The organism is Streptomyces sp. NPDC030809, from assembly GCF_055572195.1.
Genome location: NZ_JBVIDV010000034.1, coordinates 36,144 through 59,387 on the forward strand (window position 1 = coordinate 36,144; position 23,244 = coordinate 59,387).

A 23,244-nucleotide genomic window follows, 5' to 3' on the forward strand; every position below is an offset into this window, starting at 1 on the left:
AACGAACCTAGGCGCGCGGCCGAGGGGCTTCGATGGACGGGTGGCGGCTGCTGTGGTGCTTTCGGAACTCGCCGGGGGTGCTGCCGGTCTCCCGCCGGAAGAAGCGGCAGAAGTAGGCCGGGTCGGCGAAACCGACCCGCGCGGCGACCTGCCGCACCGGCAGTCCGGTGTGGGCGAGCAGGCGCTGCGCCCGGTGCACGCGGGCCTCGATCAGCAGGCGCCCGGGGCTGCGGCCGGTGGCCGCGCGCACGGCGTGGGAGAGGTGGCCCGGCGTCACCCCGAGCCGCTGGGCGCACTCCCGCACCGACCAGCCGGCCGCCTCCCGCCGGGCGGTCAGCCGGACGAAGGCCTCCGCCACCCCGGGCGGGCGTCCGGCGGCCGGGGCGGGAGTGCCGGCCGCGCCGCCGCCCGGTCCGCCCATGCCGCCCATGGCTTCCATGGCGTCCGTGCCGTCCGGTCCCCCCGTGCCGCTGCCGGCCGCCGGGGCGGGCAGCCGGGCCGTGCGGACGACCAGGACGTGCAGCAAGGCGCGCAGGACGCTCTCGTGGCCCGGTGCCCGCTGCCGGTGTTCCGCGGCGAGGTCGGCCATCAGCCGGCCGGTCCGCTCGTGGTCCTCGGCGCCGAGGCCGAACCAGGAGGTCCTGCCGATCCGCCGCAGGAGCTCGCGGTCCCCCGGGTGGTCCAGCAGGAACTCCTCGGTGAACAGGGCGAGGGTGCCGTCGAGACCCCGCTGGTCCTGCCAGCAGTGCACCTGCCCGGGCAGGATCACGGCCAGCTGCGGCGGCCGCACCGGCCACCGGGCCAGGTCCACGACGTGGGTGCCGGTGCCGGCGGTGACGTGGACGATCTCGTAGAAGGTGTGCCGGTGCGGGCGGTCCGTGCGCGACAGGGGGCCCATCGCGTCGAAGGACCCGGCGGCGAACGGCGCGGCTTCCGGGCCGGACACCTCCAGCCGGTGCAGGGGCGGTTCTCCGGCGTGCGGCGCGACGCAGGGCGTCCCCGGCGGGACGGTGGTGTTCCGCATGCACTCCCCCAGAGCAGGTCCAGACCATTCGGCGGCGATGTCACGATCCCACAGGCTCCGCCGGAAGGCGCGCCTTGCCGCGGATCCGGCCGGTGACCGCCCGTCCGGCCGGATCGGGGCGGTGGGACGGACGTGCGGCGGGACGGACGTGCGGGGCGGCGCGCACGCAGGGGGACGGCACGCCGTGCACGCCCGGGACGGCGGACGGACCTGCGGCGGGGCCGACCGCGCCGCCTAGAATCGCGTCCGTGAACCACGACGCATCTCGCATACGGATCCGGCCCGGCGGCCCGGACGACGCCCCGGCGGTCCTCGACCTGCTCGACGGCGCGGTGGCCTGGATGAACTCACGCGGGAACACCGAGCAGTGGGGGACGGTCCCGTACTCGCAGACCCCCGACGGGGTGGCGCGCGTCGCGCGCTACACCACCGAGAACGAGCCCTACATCGCCGAGCTGGACGGCGTACCCGCCGCGGCGCTGGTGCTGGACTGCGGACCCAGCCCGCAGATGCCGATCCCGCCCGCTGCCGAACCCGAGCGGTACGTACGGCTGCTGGTCTCCGACCGGCGGCACGCCGGGCTGGGCCTCGGGGCCGCGCTGCTGGCGCATGCCGCCGAGGTGACCCGGCGGGCGGGCGTGGACCTGCTGCGGGTGGACTGCTGGGCGGGCGGCGGGGGCGAGTTGGTGGACTACTACCGGCGGCAGGGGTTCACCCCCACCGAGCGCTTCCTGTCGGGGTCCTGGCCGGGGCAGGTGCTCGCGCGCCGGGTCGGCTGACCCCGCCGCGGGGCCCCCGTAAATCCGCTGGCTCCCGCGCGCCGCGCCGGGGAGACTGCGCGGGTGACGCTTCACTCCCACGAGATCCCCGTCGACGAGGCCCTGATCAGATCGCTGCTGGCGGCGCAGCGTCCCGAGTGGGCGCAGCTGCCGCTGCGGCCCGCCGGGTCGGGCACGGACAACACCATGTACCGCCTGGGCGACGACCTCCTCGTCCGCCTGCCCCGGACCGCGGAGCACGCGGGGTCCCTGCGCAAGGAGCAGGAGTGGCTGCCCCGGCTGGCGCCGCTCCTCCCGTTGCCCGTGCCGGAGCCCGTGCACACGGGGGCGCCCACCGCGGGGTTCCCGGCCGCGTGGTCCGTCTACCGCTGGATCGAGGGCGCGGTGGCCGGCCCGGACACCGTGCAGGACTGGCCCGCGTTCGGGACGGATCTCGCCGCTTTCGTACGGGAGTTGCACGGGGCCGGGCTGATGGGGGCCGCCCGTTCCGGCGGGCTCGCCTGGTACCGCGGGGGCCTGCTCCGGCCGTGTGCGGAGTGGGTCGGCGCCGCCTTCGCGGACTGCCGCCGGCTGGCGGGCGGGGAGCTCGACGTGGACACGCTGGAACGGCTGTGGCACGGGGCGCTGGAGCTGCCCGCACCCTCGGGTCCGCAGGGCTGGCTGCACGGGGACCTGAAGCCCACCAACCTCCTGGTCCGGGAGGGCAGGCTCGCGGCCGTCATCGACTTCGGGGGCCTGTCGGTCGGCTTCCCGGACGCCGAGCACGCCGCCGTCTGGGACCTGCCCGGCCCGGCCCGGCAGGCGTACCGGGAGGCGCTGGACCTCGACGAGGCGACCTGGGAGCGGGCCAGGGCCTGGGCGATCGCCGTGGCCGTCAGCGGGCTCGCGTACTACTGGCACACCTATCCGGCCTTCGTCGCCGAGTGCCGGGCCCGGCTCGGGGCGGTGCTGACCGACGCCGCCGCACGCTGAACCGCGGGTCGGCGCGGGAGCGGCAGCACGGCCAGGACCCGCGTCCCGCAGCAGCTGCCGCATCGGCCCCGGACCGGAGGCCGTAGGGTGACCCACCGTGACGGACGAAGCGGACGAGCTGGAGAAGCTCGCGAGGGAACAGGCCGAACTTCGGGTGCGGCAGGGCGACATCGCATACGTGGGGGAGCTCGGCGCCCGGCTGGCGGCCGCGCTCGATGCCGCGGCGGCGCAGGCGGAGACCTGTCGGCGCGGGCTCGCGCACGTGGTGCGGACGCTCGCCCTGACGCCCGGCCGGGAGAACGTCGCGCAGCTGCTCCGACTGCTCGACGAGCACGGTCCGTTCGGCCGCGGGGGCACCGAACCCCGCCTCCTGGCCTCGCTGCTCGCCGAGGCACAGGACCCCGTTGATCTGGCAGGGCTCCTGTGGGACCGCGCGGAGCGGGACCGGCTGGACGAGCTGCGGGCCTGCCTGTTCCACGAACTGGTGCTGCGGGGAGTCGACATGGCCGCGCTGGAGCCGCTCGGCGCCCGGCCCCGGGTGCGGCCCGACTGGCACGCCCTGGCGTGGCTGCCGCCCGGCCTGCGGCCCTTCGAGACCGGCGCCGCCTTTCCCCGCAGGTCGGTCAACGGCGGTACGGGCGGCGGCTGGTCGGGGCTGTCCGCCGAGGGCCGTACGGACCCGCCGGTCCCCCGCACGGCCGGGCCTGCGGCGGTGCGCGACGTGACGGGGGTGGCCGTCCACGAGCGCATCGCATCCGCCGCCGCGGCCGGGGACGTCGGGCATTTCGACGCCTGGGTCTTCGACCTGGAGGCGGCGGCCGACCCCGCCGAGGTACCGGCCCTGCTGCCGGCCCTGCCGATGGACTGCGTGGCCGGTCTCGGCCCCACCGCCCGCTTCGCGGTCGCGCCGCAGTCCCGGGCCGAGGTCTGGCGGCTCCTCTTCGCCACCGCCTCGATGGGCGGGGTGTGGGGCGGGGGCGCGCACGGGGCGTACGGCCGGTGGGCCGCATGGCGTTCGCTGGGCGGGCTCGCAGGGGCCCCGGACGGGGCCGCCGCGGCCGAGGTGGAGCGGCTGGCCGGGGCGAGCACGTGGTTCCGCTTCGAGTGCGACTCGGGCTGGTTCCACAACGAACTCTTCGACTACGGGATCGCCGCCCTCTCCCCCGACCGCCGCCGCATCGCCGTACTGGCCGTGACGGACACCGACTGACGGCCCGGTGCTGTGACCGCAACGGCTCACAGCGCTAGCGGAGCCCGGCCGGCGATCCGACCGACGCGTCGGTCGGGGCGCCGGACCGGGACTGGGGCGCCGCGGGTGCGCCCTGTGCGATCACGCGGCCGGGCCGGGAGCCGCGGCGCTCCAGTGCGCCGGAGAGCAGGGCGAGGACCAGGGCGCCCGCCGCCAGGGCCGCGCCGACCCCGTTCGGGGCGGTGTAGCCGTACCCGGCGGAGATGACGGTCCCGCCGAGCCAGGCGGCCAGGGCGTTGCCCAGGTTGAAGGCGCCGATGTTCATGGCGGAGGCCAGCGTGGGGGCGCCTGCGGCCTGGTCGAGGACCCGCTTCTGCAGCGGCGGTACGGTCGCGAAGCCGAGGGCGCCGACCAGGAACACGGTGATCGCGGCGGCGGTCTTGTCGTGGGCGGTCATGGTGAACAGGCCCAGCACGAGGGCCAGGGCGCCGAGGGCCGCGTACAGCATCGGCATGAGCGCCCGGTCGGCGTACCGGCCGCCGACGAGGTTCCCGCCCACCATGCCGAGGCCGAAGAGGACCAGGAGCCAGGTGACGGAGCCGGCGGCGAAGCCGGTGACCTCGGTGAGCATCGGGGCGATGTAGGTGACGGCGGCGAACACCCCGCCGAAGCCGAGGACGGTCATGGCCATCGCCAGCAGCACCTGGACGTTGCGGAAGGCGGCCAGCTCGTCGCGGAGCCGGACCCCCTCCGGACGGGGCAGCTCGGGCACCAGCCGGGCGATGCCGAGCAGGCCGACGGCTCCGAGCCCGGCGACGACCGCGAAGGTGGCCCGCCAGCCGGCGCCCTGGCCGAGCCAGGTGCCGAGCGGGACCCCGAGGACGTTGGCGACGGTCAGCCCGGTGAACATGAGGGCGATGGCCCCGGCCCGCCGCTCGGGGGCGACCAGCTCGGCCGCGACCACCGCGCCGATGCCGAAGAACGCGCCGTGCGCGAGGGAGGCGACCACCCGGCCGGCGAGCATGATCCCGAAGGCCGGGGCGAGGGCGGACAGCAGGTTCCCGGCGATGAAGAGGCCCATCAGCAGCATGAGCATGCGCTTGCGGGGGACCTTGGTGCCGAGGGCGGTCATGAGCGGGGCCCCGGCGACCACGCCGAGGGCGTAGCCGGTGACGAGCAGTCCGGCGGTGGGGATGGAGACGCCGAAGTCTCCGGCGACCTCGGGGAGCAACCCCATGATCACGAATTCGGTGGTGCCGATGCCGAAGGCACCGATCGCCAGGGCCAGGAGCGCGAGAGGCATGGGTCGCAGCCTTCCCAGGTTCGGATGCAGCAGATTCATTGCATGAGCGGTTAGCAGGCGTCCACAATAGTTGCACACGCGGGTTACTTGCAAACGCGCTATATTGGAGCTCCGAGCCGCGCGCGCGTGGCAGCGAAGAGCGAAGGGAGAGCAGACGATGACCGCCACGGATCCCGCCCTCACCGGGCTGGCGCAGGGCTGGTGCGCCCTGTCCTCGCTGCACGGGCGCATCGAGGCGCACATCGAACGGGCCCTCCAGGCCGGGCACGGCCTGAGCGTGCGCGAGTTCTCCCTGCTCGACGTCCTCAACCGCCAGCACGACGGCCCCGGCGGCCACCTCCAGATGAAGCAGGTCGCCGACGCGGTGGTGCTCAGCCAGAGCGCGACCACCCGCCTGGTCACCCGCCTGGAACAGCGGGAACTGCTCTCCCGGTACCTGTGCCCGACCGACCGCCGCGGCATCTACACCAACGTGACCGAGGCCGGCGCGGCCCTGCTGGCCGAGGCCCGCCCCACCCACGACAGGTCCCTGCGCGAGGCCCTCGACGAGGCTGCCGCCGTTCCGGAGCTGGCTCCGCTCGTGGCGGCGCTGGAGTCCACGGGCGCCGCCCGCACCGGGTCCTGACCCCGGCGCCGCAGCCCGCGGCCGCCGCCCCCGCGCAGAGCGCCGAGGACGGCGCCGGGCGCGTTGGCGGACGCGGCGGCGGGTGCGGGACCGGTGCCCCCGGGCTGTCAGCGGCGACGGGCGAGGGTGTCGGGGGCGCCCACGGACTGGGCCCCCTCGATCTCCAGCGCCAGCCGGTCGGGGCCGGTCTTCGTCACCACGTAGAGATTGCCCCCGGGACAGACGAGGGAGGTCTCCGCGCGGTCGGTCGGGTGGCTGGTGACGGCCTTGAAGACGGCCCGGCCGGACCGGAACTGGCGCAGCTCCAGGGCCTCCGTACAGCCCAGGTCGCGACCGGTGGAGACCTCCGTGAGGTGGCTGACCTGACGGCCGACGAGCTCCCCCTCGGCCCCCGCGGTCAGGGTGACGGTGACCGCGAACGTGCGGGTCCTGGCCTGGGTGACCCCGTCCGCGTCGGGTGTCCCGGGACCGGTGCCGGTCCACGCACCCGCCCACGACGCGGGGAGGGCGCGCCCGTCGGCTGCGGGGGCGGTGCCGGTTTTCCCGGGGCCGCCGGCCCGGCTGCCGCCACCCTTCGCCGCCTCGCGGTCGCCCTGTCCGCCGTCGGGCAGCAAAGCGAGGACGGTGACGACGGCCGCCACCGCCGCTGCGGCCGCGGCCGCAGCGCCGACCGCCACCGCCCGCCGCGGGACCCGGCCGGCCTGCGGCGGGGCGGGCACCCCGGCAGGAGCCGTGCCGTACGCGGGCGGGCCGGGGGGAGCTGTGCCGGGGGCGGTGGGCAGGTGCGGGGCGGCGGGGGCGGCCGGTCCGGTGGCCGGTCCGTTCCCAGCGCCGGCGCTCGGTCCGGCGGCCGGTCCGGTGCCCGCCCCGGCGGTCACGCCGGCCGTCGCCGCGGCCGGGGCGGCCGGGCCGTACTCTCCCCCGGCCCCTGGCGGGAAGTGCCCGCCGGACGGGGACCCAGACGGGGACGGCGGAGGCACAGCGCCCCCGCCGCCCGCGGACGGCGGCATGGGGCCGGCCGGCCCGCCCGGCACGGGCGGGTGGGAGGCGGCGAGCAGGCCGCCGAGCTCCGCCGCCCGGCGGCCCGTCTCCTCCTTCAACCCGGCAGGAAGCACCGCGCTCCACTCGGCCCGGCTCCCGGCGCCCGTACCCCCGAGCAGGCCCGGGAGTTCCTCCGCGGCCGGGCGCGCCTGCGGATCCTTGGCCGTGCAGGCCCGGATCAGCGGGAGCAGGGAGGCCGGTACGCCGTCCAGCACGGGCTCGTCGTGCACCACGCGGTAGAGCAGGGCGGGCAGGGTGAGCTCCTCCCCCGGCGCGAGGAAGGGACTGCGGCCGGTCGCCGCGTACACGAGGACCGCGGCGAGGGAGAACACGTCCGCGGGCGCCCCGGCCGCGGTGCCCGTGGCCTGTTCGGGGGCGAGGTATCCGGGGGTGCCCATCACGGTGCCCGTCCGGGTCTGCCGCGGCTCGCGCACGGCCCGGGCGATGCCGAAGTCGATCAGGAAGGGCCGGTCCGGGCCGAGCAGGACGTTGGCCGGCTTGATGTCGCGGTGCACCACCCCCACCGCGCGGACCGCGACGAGCGCGGCCGCCAGCTCACCGGCCAGCGACCGCAGGGCCGGTTCCGGCAGCGGCCCGTGGCCGTGCACCCAGTCGGCCAGCGAGGGCGCGGCGATGTATTCGGTGGCCAGCCACTGCGGGGTGGCGGACGGCGGGGCGAAGTCCACCACGGAGACCGTCCACGGGGAGCGCACCCGGTCGCTGGTGCGGATCTCCTGCGCGAACCGCTCGGCGAAACCGGGTTCCCGGCTCAGCTCGCGGTGGACGGTCTTCAGCGCGAGCGGGCGGCCGGAGGCGGTCCGGGCGAGGAAGACCTCCCCCATGCCGCCCTCGCCGAGCCGGGCAAGCAGCCGGTAGCCCCCGATGTCCGTCGGATCGCCGGGTCTCAGAGCATCCGCCAACGCCAACTCCCCCTGTCCCGCAGGACCGTCCCGCCCCAGGCGGCCACCTTAAGGGCTGCGGGTGACAGCCTGCCCGCACGGGGGCGGGCATGGGCGTTCAGTGGTGCCGGGCGCGCCCGCCCGTGTTGTGGATGATGCGCTGGAGCACCTTGAGGGTGATCAGGTACTCCTCGTCGGAGATGCCCTCGTGCCGGGCCGCCCACAGCTCGCGCTGGAGGGCGGCGGCCTTGTCGTGGCAGGCCCTGCCGTCCGCGGTGACGTGCAGCAGGCCCTCCTCGTCCTGGGTGAGCCGGCCCTGGGCCACGGTCGCGTCGATCTCCTCCTCCAGGACCACCCGGCCGGTGTCGAGGTAGTCGCAGAGCGTCTCGGCGACTTCGGTCCGCGACCTGGGGGCGGCGGCGCCGGCGGTCTGGGCGAGGACCCACCACTGCGGCTGCGTGATCCCGATCCCGGCGAGCGCGGCACGCGTGCGCTCGACGGTGGCCTTGTACGCGGCCCAGCTCCAGTAGCCGATGGGCTGCCGGACGAGCTCGGCGTCACTGTGCGAGAAGGAGAAGGACATGGCGGGCGGTCCCTTCGGCGATGCGGGTCTCGGTGCTCCGGGACCGACCGTAGGAGCTCAACCAGACGTGAGGTCAAGCGAGTCGCGGAAGCCGAGGCCGCCCCGGCGGCAGCCGGTCGGGCACCCCCGCCGGCCCCCGTACGTGCTCCGCGCGCCGGCCCTCGAGCCCGTCGCGCCCGGCCCGGGCGCGACGGCCGGAGATCGTTCCGCCCACCCCCGCGTCCGTCCCGGTTCCGGCGGCGGATACCTTTTCCGTGGAAGTGCACGGAAGTGCCCATGGTCCGAGGAGAACAGCCCGTGGAGAGCCAGAGCCGTACCGCGCTGATCGAGAACCTGATGGGGCGCTTCGCGCAGGTGCCCCGGGAAGCCGTGATCAAGGAGGACCTGCTGCGCGGCGGCATGGCCTTCGACGAGTCCGCGCTCAGCGGCAGCGGCGACGGGGGCTCCGGGGACGTCAAGCCGAAGTCGTACTTCATCTTCTCGTTCGACCACCGCACGCTGCCCGAGCTGGGCGCCGCCGCGCTGAACCGCCCGCCGGAGGAGATCGTGCTCACCGGCGGCCCGTACGACCTGCGCCGGACCGTGGTGTCCGTACGGGTCAACCCGGACTCCCCCTACGTGGTGCGGGGCGGGGAGGACGGCACCCTCGGGCTGTACCTGGACGGGGCGCGGATCGCGGACGTGGGCCTGCCGCCGATGCCGGAGTACTACCGTCACAAGCTGTCGAACGGCAAGTCGGTGATGGAGGTGGCGCCGACCATCCAGTGGGGCTACCTCATCTACCTGACGGTCTTCCGGGTGTGCCAGTACTTCGGCGCGAAGGAGGAGTGCCAGTTCTGCGACATCAACCACAACTGGCGCCAGCACAAGGCGGCGGGCCGCCCGTACACCGGGGTCAAGCCGGTGGAGGAGGTACTGGAGGCGCTGGAGATCATCGACCGGTACGACACCTCCGGGATCTCCCGGGCCTACACCCTGACGGGCGGCTCGATCACCTCCCAGGTCGGCGGCCGTGACGAGGCGGACTTCTACGGGCAGTACGCGAAGGCCATCGAGGAGCGGTTCCCGGGCCGGTGGATCGGCAAGGTGGTCGCGCAGGCGCTGCCGCGGGACGCGGTGCAGCGGTTCCACGACCACGGGGTCCGGATCTACCACCCCAACTTCGAGGTGTGGGACCGCCGGCTGTTCCAGCTGCACTGCCCCGGGAAGGAGCGGTACGTCGGCCGCGACGAGTGGCACCGCCGGATCCTGGACTCCGCCGAGGTGTTCGGGCCGCGCAACGTGATCCCGAACTTCGTGGCCGGCATCGAGATGGCCGAGCCGTTCGGCTTCACGAAGGTGGACGAGGCGATCGCGTCGACCACCGAGGGGCTGCGGTTCTTCATGTCGCACGGGGTGGTCCCGCGCTTCACCACCTGGTGCCCGGAGCCGACGACCCCGCTGGGCAAGGCCAATCCGCTGGGCGCCCCGCTGGAGTACCACATCCGCCTGCTGGAGGCGTACCGGGGCACGCTGGAGGAGTTCGGTCTGACCTCCCCGCCCGGCTACGGCCCGGCCGGCCCCGGCCGCGCGGTGTTCTCGGTGAGCTCCTTCATGGACAGCCTGGAAGGACTGGAGGGAGCGGAGGAGCCCGGCCGGAACCGCTAGACGCGGTAGCGGTGCGCTTGCGGCGCGTCGGCGACGAACGCGCGGACTTCCTGCCGGAGATGTTCGCCACATTCCCCACCGGTCCCGCCGAGGTCGAGGCGCGCAGCGTGCCTGCGTTCGCACGCGCGATCGGGCGCCCTTTCACGGTGGTGGACCACCCGGGGCCCACGACGTACGAAGCGGTCCGGCTCGCCGGAGCGCACCTCTTGCGCCCGCAAGCCTGAACGACACATTCCGACTGGGGAGGACTTTCCCCAGGCGGAGGGGCCGGCTCCCTACTTTGCGGACTCGTCGGATTTTCGTAAGGTCAGTCGAGTTCACGGCAGTTGACGTGAACTCGGCGTCGCCTGGCGACGCTTACGAGAAGGGAATGCACACGTGCGAAGGCTTGGAAAAATCTTCATACCGGCGTCGGCGATGCTCCTGGCCCTGACGGGCGCGGGCACGGCCGAGGCACTGACTCCTGCGCAGAACCCGGCCGCGGCGACTCCCGCGACCAGCTCGGCCAAGGTGGCCGACAACAGCGCCTCCGCGGAGGCCTACTGGACCCCCGAGCGGATGCGCAAGGCCATCTCGCTCGACGAACTGCCCGGCGCGCAGCGCTCGGCGGCCGCCGCCCTCCGCGAGCCCGCGGTGAACGGGCCGGCCTGGTCCGCTCCGGCGGCCCTGCCCACCCAGGCGGACCGCGCGGGGCTGGCCTCCGCCGCCATCACCACCTCGAAGGCCACCGGCAAGGTGTTCTTCAAGAACCCCAAGGACGGCCGCAACTACGTCTGTTCCGCCAGTGCGCTGAACAGCCCGTCGAAGCAGCTCGTCGTCACCGCCGGCCACTGCGTCCACGGGGGACGCGGTGGCAAGTGGATGACGAACTGGGTCTACGTGCCGCGCTACCACAACGGTTCGCGTCCGTACGGCACCTTCGCCGCCAAGGAGTTCCGCACCTTCAAGGCGTGGACGGCCGAGAGCAAGTTCACGCGTGACGTCGCGATGGTGACCACCTGGCCGCGCAGCGGCAAGAAGCTGGTCAACGTCACCGGCGGCCACGGCATCAGCGTGAACTACGACCGCACGCAGAACATCTACGCCATCGGCTACCCGGTGGCGCGCAACAACGGCCAGGTCCAGATCTTCTGCCACGGCGGCACCAGCGCCACGGCCGGCTCGACCCAGGTCAAGATCCGCTGCAACCTCACCGGCGGCGCCAGCGGCGGCCCCTGGCTGCGCCGCTACAACACCGGCAGCGGCCTCGGTTACGTCAACGGCGTGACCAGCCTGATCCAGCCGTCCACCGGCTGGAACTTCAGCCCGTACTTCGACGAGCACGTGGCCAAGCTCTACAACATCCAGGGCAAGGTCACCTGATCCCCAAGGCGCCCCGGTCCGGCCATCCCGGACCGGGGCGCCCCGGCGCGTGCTGCATGTCCTGCGCGTCCGCCACGGAGCCCGCGCGGTCCCCGACCGCGCGGGCTCTGCCGTCCCCGTGCGGCCCGGGCCCGGTGCTCAGGCGGAGTCGGCCGCGGCCGGCACCGGGGACGGGACTTCGCGCAGCCGGTCCTGAGGCCGCTTCAGGAGCAGGTACAGGACTCCGCTCCCCAGCACCGCGGCAGTGCCGAGCAGGGCCGCCCACACCTGGTACCACGGCGCCCCGGGCGGTGCGAGGACCGCACGCGGCCAGCACACGTTGACCACCTCGAAGGCCGTCCACAGCACGGCGAGGGTGTTCAGGACCGTGCCCCCGGCCCCGGCCCGGGCGCGTCCCGAGGGCACCCAGGTGCCGCGCAGCCGGGCGATCAGTGCGGCCAGCGACACGAGGAAGAACGGCAGGTACGTGGCCGCCGTCCCGAAGGAGATCAGTGCGCCGATCGCGGTCGCGTCGAGTCCCAGGCACAGGGCGCTGCCGCTGATCAGCGTCGAGGCGACGAGGCCGCCGAGCGGTGCCTGCCGCCGGTTGACCCGGCGCACGTGCCGGGAGAAGGGGAACACCCCGTCGCGGGCCAGGGAGAACAGGCCGCGGGCCGCGCCGCCCTGCGAGGCGACCGCGCAGGCCAGGAAGCCGACCAGGACGACGAGCACGAACGGCTTGTCCGACCAGCCCCCGAACGCCGTCACCACGGCGGTGGTCACCGGGTCGAGGTCCCGTCCGGCCACCACCTCCTCGGGATGCGGGTGGGCGAGCGCCACGGCCATGGCGTTGAGGATCACCACGGCGCCCACGCTGAGCAGCGCCCACCACATGGCGCGCGGCACCTGCCGGCCCGCGTCCTTGGTCTCCTCGGCGGTGGACACGCACGCGTCGAAGCCGATGAAGGCCCAGCCGGCGACGGCGACCGCGGCCAGGAAGCCCAGCGCGGTCGAGCCGCCGGACAGGGATTCCGCCCCCAGGGTCCGTGTGAAGAGTGCGAACTCGTGCTCGCGGAAGAAGAACAGCAGGGCGAGCCCCACCAGGACCGAGGCGACCGCCTCGGCGGCGATGCCCAGGGAGACGAAGCGCCGCAGGATGGTGATCCCGTAGGCGTTGACGAGCATGCCCGCGAGCAGGATCCCGACGGCCACCGCGACCAGCCCGCCGGGGGTGGGGACCGCGCCGAAGAGGGCGTACACCCAGGGCGCGGCGAGGTAGGCCACCGTCGTGTTGCCGAACATCACCGCGAACTGCCAGACCCAGCCGCCCAGCCAGCCGAAGGCCGGGCCGAGCAGCCGCCGGCCCCACTGGTACGGGCCCCCGGCGAGCGGCCACTGCGCGGCCAGTTCCGCGTACACGTTGACCACCAGGCACTGTCCGGCGAGCACCAGGGGCAGGGCCCAGACCCACAGGGGTCCGGCGACCGTGGTGCCCACCATCGAGACGGCGTAGAGGGCGACGACGGGCGACACCACTGCGAAGCCCATCGAGATGTTCCCGAGGACACCGAGGCTGCGGCGCAGCTCCTGGCTGTATCCGAGGTCCTTCAGCCGGGACGCGTCGGCGTCGTTCACGGCCTCGTTCACGGCCTCGTTCATGGCCTCGTTCATGACCACCCCATCCAGAAATCTAACCGCGTTAGGTAAAGCGGGTGGCTGGAATGTAGCGGCAGTCCCGAGAGCTTGTGAAGCGTTCCTGACAGGTAATCTGCGGGAACCCGGGAAGAAGGAGCCGCCCATGGCACGGCCGAGCCAGCCCCTGCTGAACCGTGCGCTCATCGCCCGCGCGGCTCTGGAGCTGCTGGACGAGCACGGGCTCGAGGCGCTCAAGATGCGCGCCATCGCCGACCGGCTGGGGGTGCGCGGGGCCTCGCTCTACCACCACGTCACGTCCAAGGACGACCTGCTCGACGCGGTCGCGGACCTGATCAACGACGAGATCGACCTGTCTCCCCTGGCCGATGGGGGCGGCGGCTTCGACGGGATCGCCGCCTACGCCCGCGGCTACCGCCGGGTCTACCTCCGCTACCCGCACATGATCCCGCTGGTCGCCCGCCACCGGGTCTCCTCGCAGAAGGCGCTGCGCGGGTACGACGCCCTGCTCGCGGCGCTGGTACGGGCGGGCTGCACGCCGGCGGCGGCCGCCGAGGCGGCCGCCGCGATCGACAACCTGGTGCTGGGCTCCGCCCTGGAGACGTTCACCGCCGGGTTCACCCGCCCCCCGGCCGGCTACCTGCCCGAGTTCCCGGCCCTGTCCGCCTCGCTCGACGCGGCGGCCTCGGCGCCGGGGGCCCTGGCGGACCTGGACTCACGGGGATTCGACCTCGGCCTGCGGCTGATCCTCGCGGGCCTGCCGCCGGCCGCCGGGGACTGAGAGCGGTACGAACTCCGGGCGCCGGGCGAGGCGGGCCCGCACCTCTGGCGAGCCGAAGCGGCGGTCGATCGCGCGGGTCGCCTCGGCCCAGTCGCGCATCGTGCGCACCGGTGCGAGGGTCCGCACCACGAAGGGGTCGTGCCACCGGGCGACCGCCCGCTGCCACAGTTCGGCCGGGGGGTCGGTCAGGAGGTTGCCGACGGTGCCCTCGTAGGCGGGCATGGCGCGGACCTCGCCGTCCGGTTCGATCTGGAGGGCGGGGAAGAAGCGGCCCCGGCGGATGTGCTCGGGATGCATCTGGAGGGCGAGGTTGTCGGTCGCGGTCACCTCCACCCCCGGGGGGACCAGGCTGCGCAGCCGGTCGAGGCGGGCGCGGCTGCCCAGCCCGGCGGCCTGCTCGTCGGTGAGCAGCTCGTGCTCGGCGAAGCCGGGGCGGCTGGCGAGCCCCTCGGGCACGACCGCTCCGAAGGAGAGGAAGCCGAGGGCGGGGAAGCGCGGGGCGAGTGCCGTGCAGACCTCCTCGACCTCGTGGATGTTGCTGCGGACCACGACGCAGTCGATCCCGATGTCCGGGGCCGGGCGCCCGGCGTCCCGGCGGAGCCGGACCGCCTCGTCGAGCAGCCGGAGCGCTTCGACCGCCCGGTCGAACGAGCCGCGGCGCTGCCGGATCCGGTCGTGCACGGCGGCGCTCGCCCCGTCGATGCTGACGCTGATCCGGAAGAAGGCGTCGGCCATGGCGTCGATGTGACGGGCCGTCACCGTCCAGCCACTGGTGAACAGGGCCACCTTGATGCCGGCGCCGGCGATCCGGCGGGCGGCCTCGAACACCCCGGGAACCAGCAGCGGTTCCCCGCCCGCGAACGAGACGCCCAGCGGGTCCATGGCCACCAGCCGGTCCGCGGCGCGCAGCAGCGCGGCGCGGTCCAGCTGGCGGGCAGGACGGCGGCCGGACTCCGAGTAGCAGTGGGTGCAGCGCAGCGGGCAGGCGTAGGTGAGGTCCCAGATGACTTCGAGCGGGCGGTCGGGGATCGGGGCGGGCGTGCCCATGGCGGGGCTCCTGTCAGGCGGTGGCGAGGAACTGGGTGGCGGCGAGTTCCGCGTAGAGCGCGTCCCGGGCGACGAGGTCCGCGTGGGTGCCGACGGCCCGGACGCGCCCGGCGTCCATCACCACGATCCGGTCGGCGGCGGTGACCGTGGACAGGCGGTGGGCCACGACGAGCACGGTGGTGGTACGGGCGATCTCGGTGACGGTGTCGCGCAGCGCGGCCTCGTTGACGGCGTCCAGTTGGGAGGTGGCCTCGTCCAGCAGGAGCAGGCGGGGGCGGCGCAGCAGGGCCCGGGCGATGGCCACGCGCTGGCGCTCGCCGCCGGACAGGCGGGTGCCGCGGTGCCCGACGAGGCTGTCGAGGCCCTCGGGCAGTCGGGTGGCCAGGCCGTCCAGGCGGGCGGTGCGCAGGGCGGCGTCGAGTTCCTCCGCGGTGGCGCCGGGGGCGCCGAGCAGGAGGTTCTCGCGCAGCGAGCCGGAGAGCACGGGCGCGTCCTGCTCGACGTATCCGAGGTCGGCGCGCAGGCGTGCGAGGTCCCAGCCGGCGAGGTCGCGGCCGTCGAGGAGGATGCGCCCGGCGGTGGGCGCGTAGAAGCGTTCGATCAGGGAGAAGAGGGTGGTCTTGCCGGCCCCCGAGGGCCCGACGAAGGCGGTCATGCCGCGGGCGGGGACGGTGAAGCTGACCCCGTGGTGCACCTCGGGCAGCCGGGGGGCGTAGCGGAAGTGCACGTCCTCGAAGGCCAGGCGGGCTGGTTCCGAGCCGGGTCCCGGGAGGGCGGCGGCCGGGGCGGGCGGGTCGGCGGGCAGGGCCAGGCCCTCTTCGATGCGGCCGAGGGCCGCCGCTCCGGCCTGGTAGCGGGAGACGGCGCCGACGACCTGCCGCAGCGGGGGCACGAGGAAGTACACGTACATCAGGAAGGCGATCAGGGTGCCCACGTCGATGGCCCCGGTGGCGACCCGGGCGCCGCCGACGGCCAGTACGGCGAAGAAGGCCGTCTGGAGGACGAATTCCACGGAGTGGCCGGCGATGGTGAGCCATTTCGCGGCGGCGGCCCCGGCGCGCCGGGCCTGCTCCGCCGCTTCGGCGGCCGCGGCCTCCTCGCGGTTCTCGGCGCCGGCGGCCTTGACGGTGCGCAGCGCGCCGAGGGCGCGTTCGAGGGCGGCCCCGATGAGCCCGGTGGCGTCCTGGGCGTCCCGGCTGGCGTGCCGGATGTGCGGGACGACGAGGCGGCCGACGAGCGCGGCGGCCGCGAGGAGGGCGAGGGTGACGGCCAGCAGGACGGGGTCGAGGAGGGCCATGAGGGCGACCGTGGCGAGCAGGGTCAGCCCTCCGGTCACGGCGCCGACCAGGGTCTCCGTGGACACTTCGCGCAGCACGGTCGGGTCGGCGGTGACCCGGGAGATCAGGTCGCCGGGTTCGGACCGGTCGAGCGAGGGCACGCGCAGGCGCAGGAAGTGGCCGATGAGGCGGCGGCGGACCGTGAGCACGACGGCCTCCCCGGTGCGGCGCAGCAGGTACTCGCCGAGCGGGCCGAGGGCCGCGGCGGTGACGACGAGGGCGGCGGTCAGCAGGAGCGGTCCGGCCAGCGGGGCCCGGGTGCCGAGGTGGCCGACGAGCTGCCGGGCGGCGAGCGGCAGGGTCAATCCGACCGCGCTGGTCGCCAGGCTCAGGAGGCCGCCGAGGACCAGCCGGTGCAGGTGGGGGCGCAGGTAGCCGAGGAGCACGCGCCAGGCGGGCCGTCCGCCGGCCGGGGCGGGGGCGTCGGGTGCGTCGTACGGGGCGTTCAACGGGTTCCTCGCAAGGGCGGCGGGCCGGGGCGGGCTTCCGGGGGGCGGGCCGGGCGGCGGGGTGCCGCCGGCTCGGGTGCGGCTCCGTTTCCGGTGCCGGGCAACGGGGTGAACCCGGCACCGGAACGGACCGCTAGGCCTGACGACGCGTCATCAGACGGCCTGACACGCCGTGTTGTTGTACGACGTGACGTGGCTGTAGCACGGGTGTGCCGACAGGGTCTCCGCGGAGCTGAGCCCCTGGAGCTGAAGGACGAATGCAGCCATGGTTGTTCACCTCCCTTCCGGTTCCCCGGCTGCGGGAGACCGCAGGCCGAGGAGTGGGATGACCGACGCGTTCCGGTCGAACGCGAGGCCCAAGGCGGCCAGGACTCCTGCCGAGCCGGTCGCCAAGTCCATGGAGAGCCGCAGCAGTTGGTTGCCGGGGAAGGCAAGGTGCCCCCGGTGCTCCAGGGCGTGCCAGCCCAGCCTGCGGATGTGGGCGCGGATGACGGGCTCGTCCTCGGGGCGGCCGAGCAGGCACAGGGCGGCGATGATGCCGGTGCGGCCCATCAGCAGGCCGGGGTGCCGGATGAACGCGGCCCGCCCGGCGCGCCGGGCGCCGTCCACGGCGTACCGCAGGCCCGGGTCGGGGCGCAGGGCCAGGTAGCGGTCGAGGACGAGGGCGAGCCCGCTGCTTCCGCTGCCCAGGTAGCTGAGGTAGCGGTTGTCCTCCAGGAGCTGGAAGGTGCCGTCGGGCAGCAGCCTGCCCCGGTCCACCTCGTGGCGCAGGGCGCGGCCGGCGAGCCCGGCCCAGCGCTCCTCCCCGGTGAGCTCGTGGAGTTCGAGGAAGTAGTGCGCCGCCCCGGTCGCCCCGTGCTGCAGGCCGACCCGCTCGGGCGGCTGCCCGCCTTCTTCGAACCGGGCGGCCAGGCGGCCGCCCAGGTCGAGGGCCTCGGTGCGCAGCCCCTCGTCCCCGGTCGCGGCGGCGAAGTGCAGCAGGGAGAGCCCCGCCCCGGCCAGGCCGCCGTGGATGCCGGGTGCGGCGAGTCCGGGGTGGAGGGCGCGCGCCCGTGCCACGCACTCCAGGGCCTCTTCGCGGCGGCCGAGGGCGTCGAGGGCGGCGGCCGTCCCGTGGAGTCCGTCGAGGAGTCCGGGGCGGGGGGCGGGGGCGCGGCGGGCCGCGGCCACGAGCCAGTCGGTGTAGCCGTCGGGCACGTCGGCCCCGGCCTGCCGGAGGGCCCAGAGCACGCCTGCGGCCCCGTACGCGAGGGTGTGTCCGCCGCTGGTGAACTGCTGGGGGTCGCCGGGGAAGAGCCGGTCGCTGCGCTCGGGGGTGGCCGAGGCGTAGATCCCGGCCGTGAGGGAGTCGCGGATCGCGGGCCAGTCCGGCAGGTTCCCCCTGCTGCCGGTCTCGTCGCCCGCCGGGTGGTGGGCGGGCCGGAACAGGGCGGCCGGGCGGTCTTCCGCGGCCCCGGCGGAGGCCCTGCCCTTGGCGAGCTCGCGGAGCAGCCGCGGGCCGAAGGCCGGCGGCACCGGGAAGTGGGCGGTGACGGCTTCGGTGAGGGTGGCCCATTTGACGGGGTCGCGGTCGGGGAGCGGGCTGATGGGCATGAACACCCAGTGCCGCAGGCAGTTGAGGACGTACTGGTCGGCAGCCCGTCCGGTCAGGGCGGCCGGGGCGGCGAACCCGGGTGCGGCCAGGCCCGGCGGCCGGGTCTCGTCCAGGTCGGAGGCGATCTCGAAGTCGATGAGCGCGATGCGGCCGTCGGGGCGCACGATGACGTTGCCGGGGTGGAGGTCGTTGAACCGGACTCCCCTGGCGTGCACCGCCATCAGGGCGTGGTCCACCTCGGCCAGCACCTCGGTGGCCCAGTGCGTGTATCCGGCGAGGTCTTCGGGCCCGGCCTCGGGGCCGGCCAGCGGGTAGCGCGCGAAGACCTCCTCCATCAGGGTCTTGCCCTCGATGTACTCCTCGACCAGGAACTCGTGCTCCCACACCGTCAGGGAGTCCAGCAGGCGGGGTACGCAGTCCAGTCCGTCGAGCCGGCCGAGGATCTCCCGCTCGCGGGCCAGCCGTGCCACCGCGTCCACCCCCTCGCTGTCCAGCCCGGCGTGCGGGCGCGCCTCCAGCAGGACCGCGTACCGGTTCGTGTCCTTGTCGCGGGCGAGGTACACCCCGCCGCCGTTGGAGAAGTGCAGCGGCCGCTCGATGGTGTAAGGGAACTCCTCCCCTCCCCCGGTGTCCCGGCGGGCCAGGGCGTCCGCCAGCACCTCCGGCACGGGCACCCAGGCGGGCAGGGTGAACACCGGGGAGCGGTCGTCGGGGACCAGTTCGCCGTCCGGGGTGCGGATGGCGTGCACGGTCTCCCCGGCCGCATCGGTGTACGTCATCGCGCGGAACGCGCCGTAGCGGACGTACACGGGCGCGTCCTCGGCGTAGCGCAGGTCGCTCAGGATGTACGGCCCGCCGAATCCGCTGAGTTCGGCGGCGAGTTCGGGCAGCACCTCGGCGAAGCGGCGGTCGTCGGGCGGGTAGATGGTGACCAGCTTGCCGCTGCTGCCGCGGGCCGCGTACTTGCTGCCGAGCAGGCGCGAAGCCGCCCGGCTGCGCAGGAACTTCACGGGCAGGCCGCGGTCGAGGCAGAGGTCCACGGCCCGGTCGACCACCGCCTCGGCCCGGTCGTCGGCGGCGGAGACGTGGATCTTCCAGCCCTGGTCGGGGAGTCGGACCCCCGGCGGGCGCAGGACGGACCACAGGTCCTGCTCCCCGCGCTCCCAGCCGGGCGGGAGGGCGCGGTCCACGGCGGCGAAGCGGCTGCCGTGGTCGCGGATGCGTGCGGGCTGTTCGAAGAAGTCGCGGTCGGCCTGGCAGAAGGCGAGCAGGCGCGGAAAGGCGTCGTCCATGGGAATGCGCTCCTGGGCTGCTTACGGGGCCGGGTCGAGGACGACCGGCAGGTCGAGGAGGTACCGGACGCGGCTGCGGCGGTAGTGCAGGGCGCCGGGGTCCGCGGCGAGCGCGAGGCCGGGGAAGCGGCGTACCAGCGTCCCGAGCGCGATCCGGGTCAGGGTCCGGGCCAGGGCGGCGCCGGGGCAGTAGTGGTGGCCGTGGCCGAAGGAGAGGTGCGGGTTGGGGCTGCGTCCCAGGTCGAAGGAGTCGGGGTCGGCGAAGACCTCGGGGTCGTGGTTGGCGGCCACGAGGGAGGCGGCGACGAGGTCGCCCTCCGGCACCACGGGCCCGCCGCCCACGGCGAGCGGCGCCCCCACGTGTCGGGACAGGCCCACCGGGAACGGGGTGACGCGGCGCAGGAGTTCCTCCACGGCGGTGGGGAGCAGCCCGGGCGCGTCGACGAGCCGCTGCCACTGGTCCCGCTCGCGCAGCAGCGCGGCGATCCCGCCGGCGAGCAGGGTGGTGGGCGCCCGGTGTCCGGCGACCAGGAGCAGCCGGACGGCGGCGACGAGGTCTTCGGTGCACAGCCCGGGCCCCTCCTCGCGGACGGCCAGGCCGAGGAGGTCCTCGCCCCCGGGGCGGGCGGAGCGCTCCGCCACGAGCCGGTGCAGGAAGTCGTCGACGTCGGGGTAGGCGGCGGGCGGCCCGGCGGGCATGCGCTCCACCAGCCACTCGTACACGTACTGCCGGTCCTCCGCCGGTATGCCGATGGCCTCGCAGAGCACGATCACGGGCAGCGGCCTGGCGAACTCCTTGACGAGATCCACGGGTCGGCGGTGCGGGAGGGCGTCGAGCAGGGCGTCGGTCTCGCGCCGGATGCGCGGGGCCAGGGCCTCGGAGCGGCGCGGGGTCAGGTGGCGGCCGATCAGCCGGCGCAGCCGGGCGTGTTCGCGGCCGTCGATGGTGATGAGGTCCTGTTCCCCGCGGTGGGCGAGGGCCGGGTCTTCGGACTGTCCGCGGAACCCGGCGGTGATCTCGGTGCGCCCGATCAGGCAGGGGTGGGCCAGGGCGGCCGTGGCGGCCCGGTGGCCGGTGAGGATCCAGGAGGAGGCGAGGGCGCTGCCGTCGATCCGGTGCACCGGCCCGGCCTCCCTGAGCCGGCCCATGGTGGCGGGGTCGTTCAGGAGCGCCGGGGTCAGCGCGGGCAGCCGGACGGGGCAACGGCCGGCCGTCGCGGACCGGGCGGCGGCCAGGCCTTCGAGGAAGGGGGTGAGGTGCGTGTCCAGGGCCGCGCCGGGCCCGTCCGGGACGGTGTCCTCCCCCAGGACCAGGACCGGGCAGGTGAGCTCCGCCGCCACGGTGCCCGCGGCGTGGGCCGCGGCGTCCACGACCACGGCGGGCACCCGCTCCGGATGCCGGTCGGCCACCTCCAGCGCGGCCTCCCCCAGCGGGCCGTATCCGGCGAGCAGCACCCGGGCGGGGCTGTCGGGTGCGGCCAGGACGTCTGCGACCCAGTCGGCGTCCGCGCCGCCGTGACCCTCCGGGCGGGCGGCCCCGCGCACCCGGCACCCGCGGCGCCCGAAGGCCTCCGCGAGCCGTTCCGCTTCCCGTCCGGCGCCCAGGACCAGCACCTCCGTGCCGCCCCCGCCCGCAACCGCGGCCGTTTCCATGTCTGTTCGTCCCCCCTCGACGGGCTCGCCCCGTCGTGGTTCCCACCGTGCCGGTCCCGGTGTCCCGAGGGCATGGGACGGGTGTCCCGTCCTGCCGGGACCGGCACGCCGGGACTCAAGCGGGCAAGCTTAGGAGCGAGTTCGGCGGAAGGCCGGCGGGAGGCCGGAGGGTCGGAAGGAGGTCGGCGGAGGTTCGACCGGAGGTCGGAAGGAGGTCGGCGCAAGGTCGGCCGGAAGTCGGCCGGAAGTCGAGGGAGTTCGGCGGAAGGTGCCGGAGGTCGGCGGGAGGCAGCCCGGCGGTGCGGTGCGGGACGGCCGCGGCGCCAGGCCCGCGTCCCGGTGCGTTCGCGGGCGTCAACCCCCCTGTCCGGCGGGGTGTCGGGGCGGCCGCGGCGCTTCCTATCCTGCCGGGGCGCGCCGCGGTCCGCCGGCGCGCGGCTCATCCGCGTACCGTCATCCCGGAGGTATCCGTTGGCCGTTGTCCCGCGCTCCACGCTGCGCGCCGCCGCCCTGCTCGCCTCTCTGGCCGCCGCCGTGGCCGTGGCCGCGGGGCCCGCGGCCGTGGCCGCTCCCGCTCCGGCGGCCGCTGCCGCCTCCGCCCCGGCCGCCGCCGGCGCCGGCATCAGCTCGGTCGCCGTCGCGAACCCCGGTTCCCTGGTCAACTACCAGTACGACTCGGTCTGGCAGCCGATGACCGCCTCCGGCGGCACCGGCGTGTACACCTGGTCCGCGGTCTCGCTCCCGACCGGTCTGACAATCAACGCCTCGACCGGTGTCATCTCCGGGGTCGCCCGCGGCTCCGGCACCCGCACGGTCACCGTCACCGCGACCGACTCGGCGGGCGCCGCGGGCAGCACGTCCTTCAGCTGGCGCGTGATTCGGGACGCCTGCCCGCGCTGCTGATCCCGGCGCCGGTCCGGCCCCGGTCCCGCCACCGGGAACCGGCAGGGCGGAGTCCGCACCGCTTCCCCGGGGGCGGGTGCGCCCGGACGGGCGCACCCGCCCCCGGGCGCATCAGCGGCCCAGCCGCGCGCTCCACCAGTCCACGGTGGCCTTGACCTGCTCGTCGAGCGGGGTGGCGCGCACCGCGAAGGACGCCTCGTACGCCGTGGAGTCCACCACGAACGGGCGGTCGAACTGGTAGCGGATCTCCTTGAGTTCACGGATCAGCGGGGAGAACAGCCCGGCCAGGGCGAGGGCGGGCGCGGGGATCCTGCGTACGGTCGCGGGCCCGGTGCCGGCCTGCGCCGCGAGGCGTCCGGCCATGTCCCGGACGGACCGCGCCGGGGCCGTCGGGACGTGCCAGGCGCGGCCCCAGGCCCGCTCCTCGCCCGCGAGTTCGGCCATGGCGCGGGCCACGTCCGGCAGGTACGTCCAGCTGTGCGGGGCGTCGGGATCGCCGAGGGTGGAGACGGGCCTGCCGCTCAGCAGCGCCGGCACCACCCGTGCGGCGAGGTGGCCGCCGTCGGTCACGCCGGGGCCGAAGAAGTCGGAGGCCCGCACCTCGACCGCCCTGATGCGGCCCTGCTCGTGCAGGTTCCGCGCCTGCTCCCAGGCCTCGGCGCGCACCCGCCCCTTGGGCCCGGCCGCCGCGAGCGGGAGCCCCTCGGTGAGGGGCCCGTCCACCGGTCCGTAGCCGTACAGGTTGCCGAGCATCACGAGGACGGCGCCGGTGGCCTCGGCCGCGGCGCAGAGCGAGGCGGCGAGCGGGGGCCAGCCGCTCTTCCACGCGTGGTACGGCGGAGCGGCGCAGGCGTGGAGGGCGGTCGCGCCGCGAGCGGCCTCGATCAGGCGCGCACGGTCGGCGGCGTCCAGGGCCACGTGCTCGATCCCGGGTTCGGGCGTGCGGCCGGCCGCCCCCGATCTGGTGAAGACCCGTACCGCATGGCCCTGTTCGGCCAGGACCCTGGCGGTGGCGGCCCCTGCGGGCCCGAAACCGATGACGACATGGAAGCTCACGTACGAACACTAGCGCGAGCGGGTACGCCGTCTCCGGCCGGTCCGCCCCGGCCCGGGGGCGGGTCGGCGTCCGGAC

18 protein-coding genes are annotated in these 23,244 nt (G+C 75.2%); 8 read left to right on the forward strand and 10 right to left on the reverse strand.

Annotated elements, in window-relative coordinates:
- Positions 1 to 7: 7 nt before the first annotated feature.
- On the reverse strand, positions 8 to 1,024 hold the full coding sequence (locus ACZ407_RS32245) for an AraC family transcriptional regulator (protein ID WP_468134593.1): 1,017 nt from the start codon (positions 1,022 to 1,024) through the stop codon (positions 8 to 10).
- Between the two features lie 248 nt (positions 1,025 to 1,272).
- On the opposite strand from ACZ407_RS32245, the gene ACZ407_RS32250 reads away from it, so the two are divergent.
- The 3 genes from ACZ407_RS32250 (at position 1,273) to ACZ407_RS32260 (ending at position 3,985) form a co-directional block, all read left to right on the forward strand.
- Positions 1,273 to 1,803, forward strand: a complete 531-nt coding sequence (locus ACZ407_RS32250) for a GNAT family N-acetyltransferase (protein ID WP_468134595.1) — start codon at positions 1,273 to 1,275, stop codon at positions 1,801 to 1,803.
- Positions 1,804 to 1,866: 63 nt separating this feature from the next.
- Entirely contained in the window at positions 1,867 to 2,775 is a 909-nt protein-coding gene (locus ACZ407_RS32255; RefSeq protein WP_468134597.1) for an aminoglycoside phosphotransferase family protein, read from the forward strand.
- A 97-nt stretch (positions 2,776 to 2,872) separates the two neighbouring features.
- Positions 2,873 to 3,985 (forward strand): DUF6183 family protein, encoded by a 1,113-nt coding sequence (locus ACZ407_RS32260; protein ID WP_468134599.1) that lies wholly within the window; start codon positions 2,873 to 2,875, stop codon positions 3,983 to 3,985.
- A gap of 34 nt (positions 3,986 to 4,019) precedes the next feature.
- Here ACZ407_RS32260 and ACZ407_RS32265 read toward each other — a convergent pair whose 3' ends face one another.
- Positions 4,020 to 5,267: an MFS transporter gene (locus ACZ407_RS32265; RefSeq protein ID WP_468134601.1), complete on the reverse strand. Its 1,248-nt coding sequence runs from the start codon at positions 5,265 to 5,267 to the stop codon at positions 4,020 to 4,022.
- A 157-nt stretch (positions 5,268 to 5,424) separates the two neighbouring features.
- Between ACZ407_RS32265 and ACZ407_RS32270 the strand changes: the two genes are divergently transcribed.
- Complete coding sequence (locus tag ACZ407_RS32270; RefSeq protein WP_468134603.1) at positions 5,425 to 5,892, forward strand: MarR family winged helix-turn-helix transcriptional regulator; 468 nt, start codon at positions 5,425 to 5,427, stop codon at positions 5,890 to 5,892.
- A gap of 107 nt (positions 5,893 to 5,999) precedes the next feature.
- Here the strand turns inward: ACZ407_RS32270 and ACZ407_RS32275 are convergent, their stop codons facing one another.
- Both ACZ407_RS32275 and ACZ407_RS32280 read right to left on the reverse strand, forming a co-directional pair.
- Positions 6,000 to 7,853 carry a serine/threonine-protein kinase gene (locus tag ACZ407_RS32275; RefSeq protein ID WP_468134605.1) on the reverse strand — a complete coding sequence of 618 codons (1,854 nt, stop codon included), beginning with the start codon at positions 7,851 to 7,853 and terminating at the stop codon, positions 6,000 to 6,002.
- 97 nt (positions 7,854 to 7,950) lie between these two features.
- Positions 7,951 to 8,415 carry a MarR family transcriptional regulator gene (locus ACZ407_RS32280; RefSeq protein WP_468134607.1) on the reverse strand — a complete coding sequence of 155 codons (465 nt, stop codon included), beginning with the start codon at positions 8,413 to 8,415 and terminating at the stop codon, positions 7,951 to 7,953.
- 276 nt (positions 8,416 to 8,691) lie between these two features.
- On the opposite strand from ACZ407_RS32280, the gene ACZ407_RS32285 reads away from it, so the two are divergent.
- Both ACZ407_RS32285 and ACZ407_RS32290 read left to right on the forward strand, forming a co-directional pair.
- Positions 8,692 to 10,062, forward strand: a complete 1,371-nt coding sequence (locus ACZ407_RS32285) for a radical SAM protein (protein ID WP_468134609.1) — start codon at positions 8,692 to 8,694, stop codon at positions 10,060 to 10,062.
- Between the two features lie 417 nt (positions 10,063 to 10,479).
- Positions 10,480 to 11,424, forward strand: a complete 945-nt coding sequence (locus ACZ407_RS32290) for a trypsin-like serine peptidase (RefSeq protein ID WP_468134611.1) — start codon at positions 10,480 to 10,482, stop codon at positions 11,422 to 11,424.
- 138 nt (positions 11,425 to 11,562) lie between these two features.
- Here ACZ407_RS32290 and ACZ407_RS32295 read toward each other — a convergent pair whose 3' ends face one another.
- Positions 11,563 to 13,074, reverse strand: a complete 1,512-nt coding sequence (locus ACZ407_RS32295) for an APC family permease (RefSeq protein WP_468134613.1) — start codon at positions 13,072 to 13,074, stop codon at positions 11,563 to 11,565.
- Positions 13,075 to 13,201: 127 nt separating this feature from the next.
- On the opposite strand from ACZ407_RS32295, the gene ACZ407_RS32300 reads away from it, so the two are divergent.
- The gene (locus ACZ407_RS32300; protein ID WP_468134614.1) at positions 13,202 to 13,837 is read left to right on the forward strand and encodes a TetR/AcrR family transcriptional regulator; all 636 of its coding nucleotides are present in this window, start codon (positions 13,202 to 13,204) and stop codon (positions 13,835 to 13,837) included.
- Here ACZ407_RS32300 and ACZ407_RS32305 read toward each other — a convergent pair.
- From ACZ407_RS32305 to ACZ407_RS32320, 4 genes are all read right to left on the reverse strand, one after another.
- A complete protein-coding gene (locus ACZ407_RS32305; protein ID WP_468134616.1) occupies positions 13,772 to 14,884 on the reverse strand; it encodes a radical SAM protein in 1,113 nt (370 codons plus the stop codon). The two genes, ACZ407_RS32300 and ACZ407_RS32305, sit on opposite strands and share 66 nt — an antisense overlap.
- 13 nt (positions 14,885 to 14,897) lie before the next feature.
- Positions 14,898 to 16,670, reverse strand: coding sequence for an ABC transporter ATP-binding protein (locus tag ACZ407_RS32310; RefSeq protein WP_468134618.1), 1,773 nt, complete (start codon positions 16,668 to 16,670; stop codon positions 14,898 to 14,900).
- Positions 16,671 to 16,943: 273 nt separating this feature from the next.
- The gene (gene lanKC, locus ACZ407_RS32315; RefSeq protein WP_468134620.1) at positions 16,944 to 19,556 is read right to left on the reverse strand and encodes a class III lanthionine synthetase LanKC; all 2,613 of its coding nucleotides are present in this window, start codon (positions 19,554 to 19,556) and stop codon (positions 16,944 to 16,946) included.
- Positions 19,557 to 19,577: 21 nt separating this feature from the next.
- A complete protein-coding gene (locus tag ACZ407_RS32320; RefSeq protein ID WP_468134622.1) occupies positions 19,578 to 21,209 on the reverse strand; it encodes a cytochrome P450 in 1,632 nt (543 codons plus the stop codon).
- A gap of 471 nt (positions 21,210 to 21,680) precedes the next feature.
- On the opposite strand from ACZ407_RS32320, the gene ACZ407_RS32325 reads away from it, so the two are divergent.
- A complete protein-coding gene (locus ACZ407_RS32325) occupies positions 21,681 to 22,112 on the forward strand; it encodes an Ig domain-containing protein (RefSeq protein WP_468134624.1) in 432 nt (143 codons plus the stop codon).
- A gap of 111 nt (positions 22,113 to 22,223) precedes the next feature.
- Here ACZ407_RS32325 and ACZ407_RS32330 read toward each other — a convergent pair whose 3' ends face one another.
- On the reverse strand, positions 22,224 to 23,168 hold the full coding sequence (locus ACZ407_RS32330) for an NAD-dependent epimerase/dehydratase family protein (protein WP_468134626.1): 945 nt from the start codon (positions 23,166 to 23,168) through the stop codon (positions 22,224 to 22,226).
- Positions 23,169 to 23,244: the final 76 nt, after the last annotated feature.

What these genes read in the sequence shown, in the direction of transcription:
- ACZ407_RS32245 (WP_468134593.1), bottom strand. Translation starts at nt 1,024, where the DNA reads ATGCGGAACACCACCGTCCCGCCGGGGACGCCCTGCGTCGCGCCGCAC.
- ACZ407_RS32265 (WP_468134601.1), bottom strand. Translation starts at nt 5,267, where the DNA reads ATGCCTCTCGCGCTCCTGGCCCTGGCGATCGGTGCCTTCGGCATCGGC.
- ACZ407_RS32270 (WP_468134603.1), top strand. Translation starts at nt 5,425, where the DNA reads ATGACCGCCACGGATCCCGCCCTCACCGGGCTGGCGCAGGGCTGGTGC.
- ACZ407_RS32280 (WP_468134607.1), bottom strand. Translation starts at nt 8,415, where the DNA reads ATGTCCTTCTCCTTCTCGCACAGTGACGCCGAGCTCGTCCGGCAGCCC.
- ACZ407_RS32285 (WP_468134609.1), top strand. Translation starts at nt 8,692, where the DNA reads ATGGTCCGAGGAGAACAGCCCGTGGAGAGCCAGAGCCGTACCGCGCTG.
- ACZ407_RS32290 (WP_468134611.1), top strand. Translation starts at nt 10,480, where the DNA reads ATGCTCCTGGCCCTGACGGGCGCGGGCACGGCCGAGGCACTGACTCCT.
- ACZ407_RS32295 (WP_468134613.1), bottom strand. Translation starts at nt 13,074, where the DNA reads ATGAACGAGGCCATGAACGAGGCCGTGAACGAGGCCGTGAACGACGCC.
- ACZ407_RS32300 (WP_468134614.1), top strand. Translation starts at nt 13,202, where the DNA reads ATGGCACGGCCGAGCCAGCCCCTGCTGAACCGTGCGCTCATCGCCCGC.
- ACZ407_RS32305 (WP_468134616.1), bottom strand. Translation starts at nt 14,884, where the DNA reads ATGGGCACGCCCGCCCCGATCCCCGACCGCCCGCTCGAAGTCATCTGG.
- lanKC (WP_468134620.1), bottom strand. Translation starts at nt 19,556, where the DNA reads ATGGACGACGCCTTTCCGCGCCTGCTCGCCTTCTGCCAGGCCGACCGC.
- ACZ407_RS32320 (WP_468134622.1), bottom strand. Translation starts at nt 21,209, where the DNA reads ATGGAAACGGCCGCGGTTGCGGGCGGGGGCGGCACGGAGGTGCTGGTC.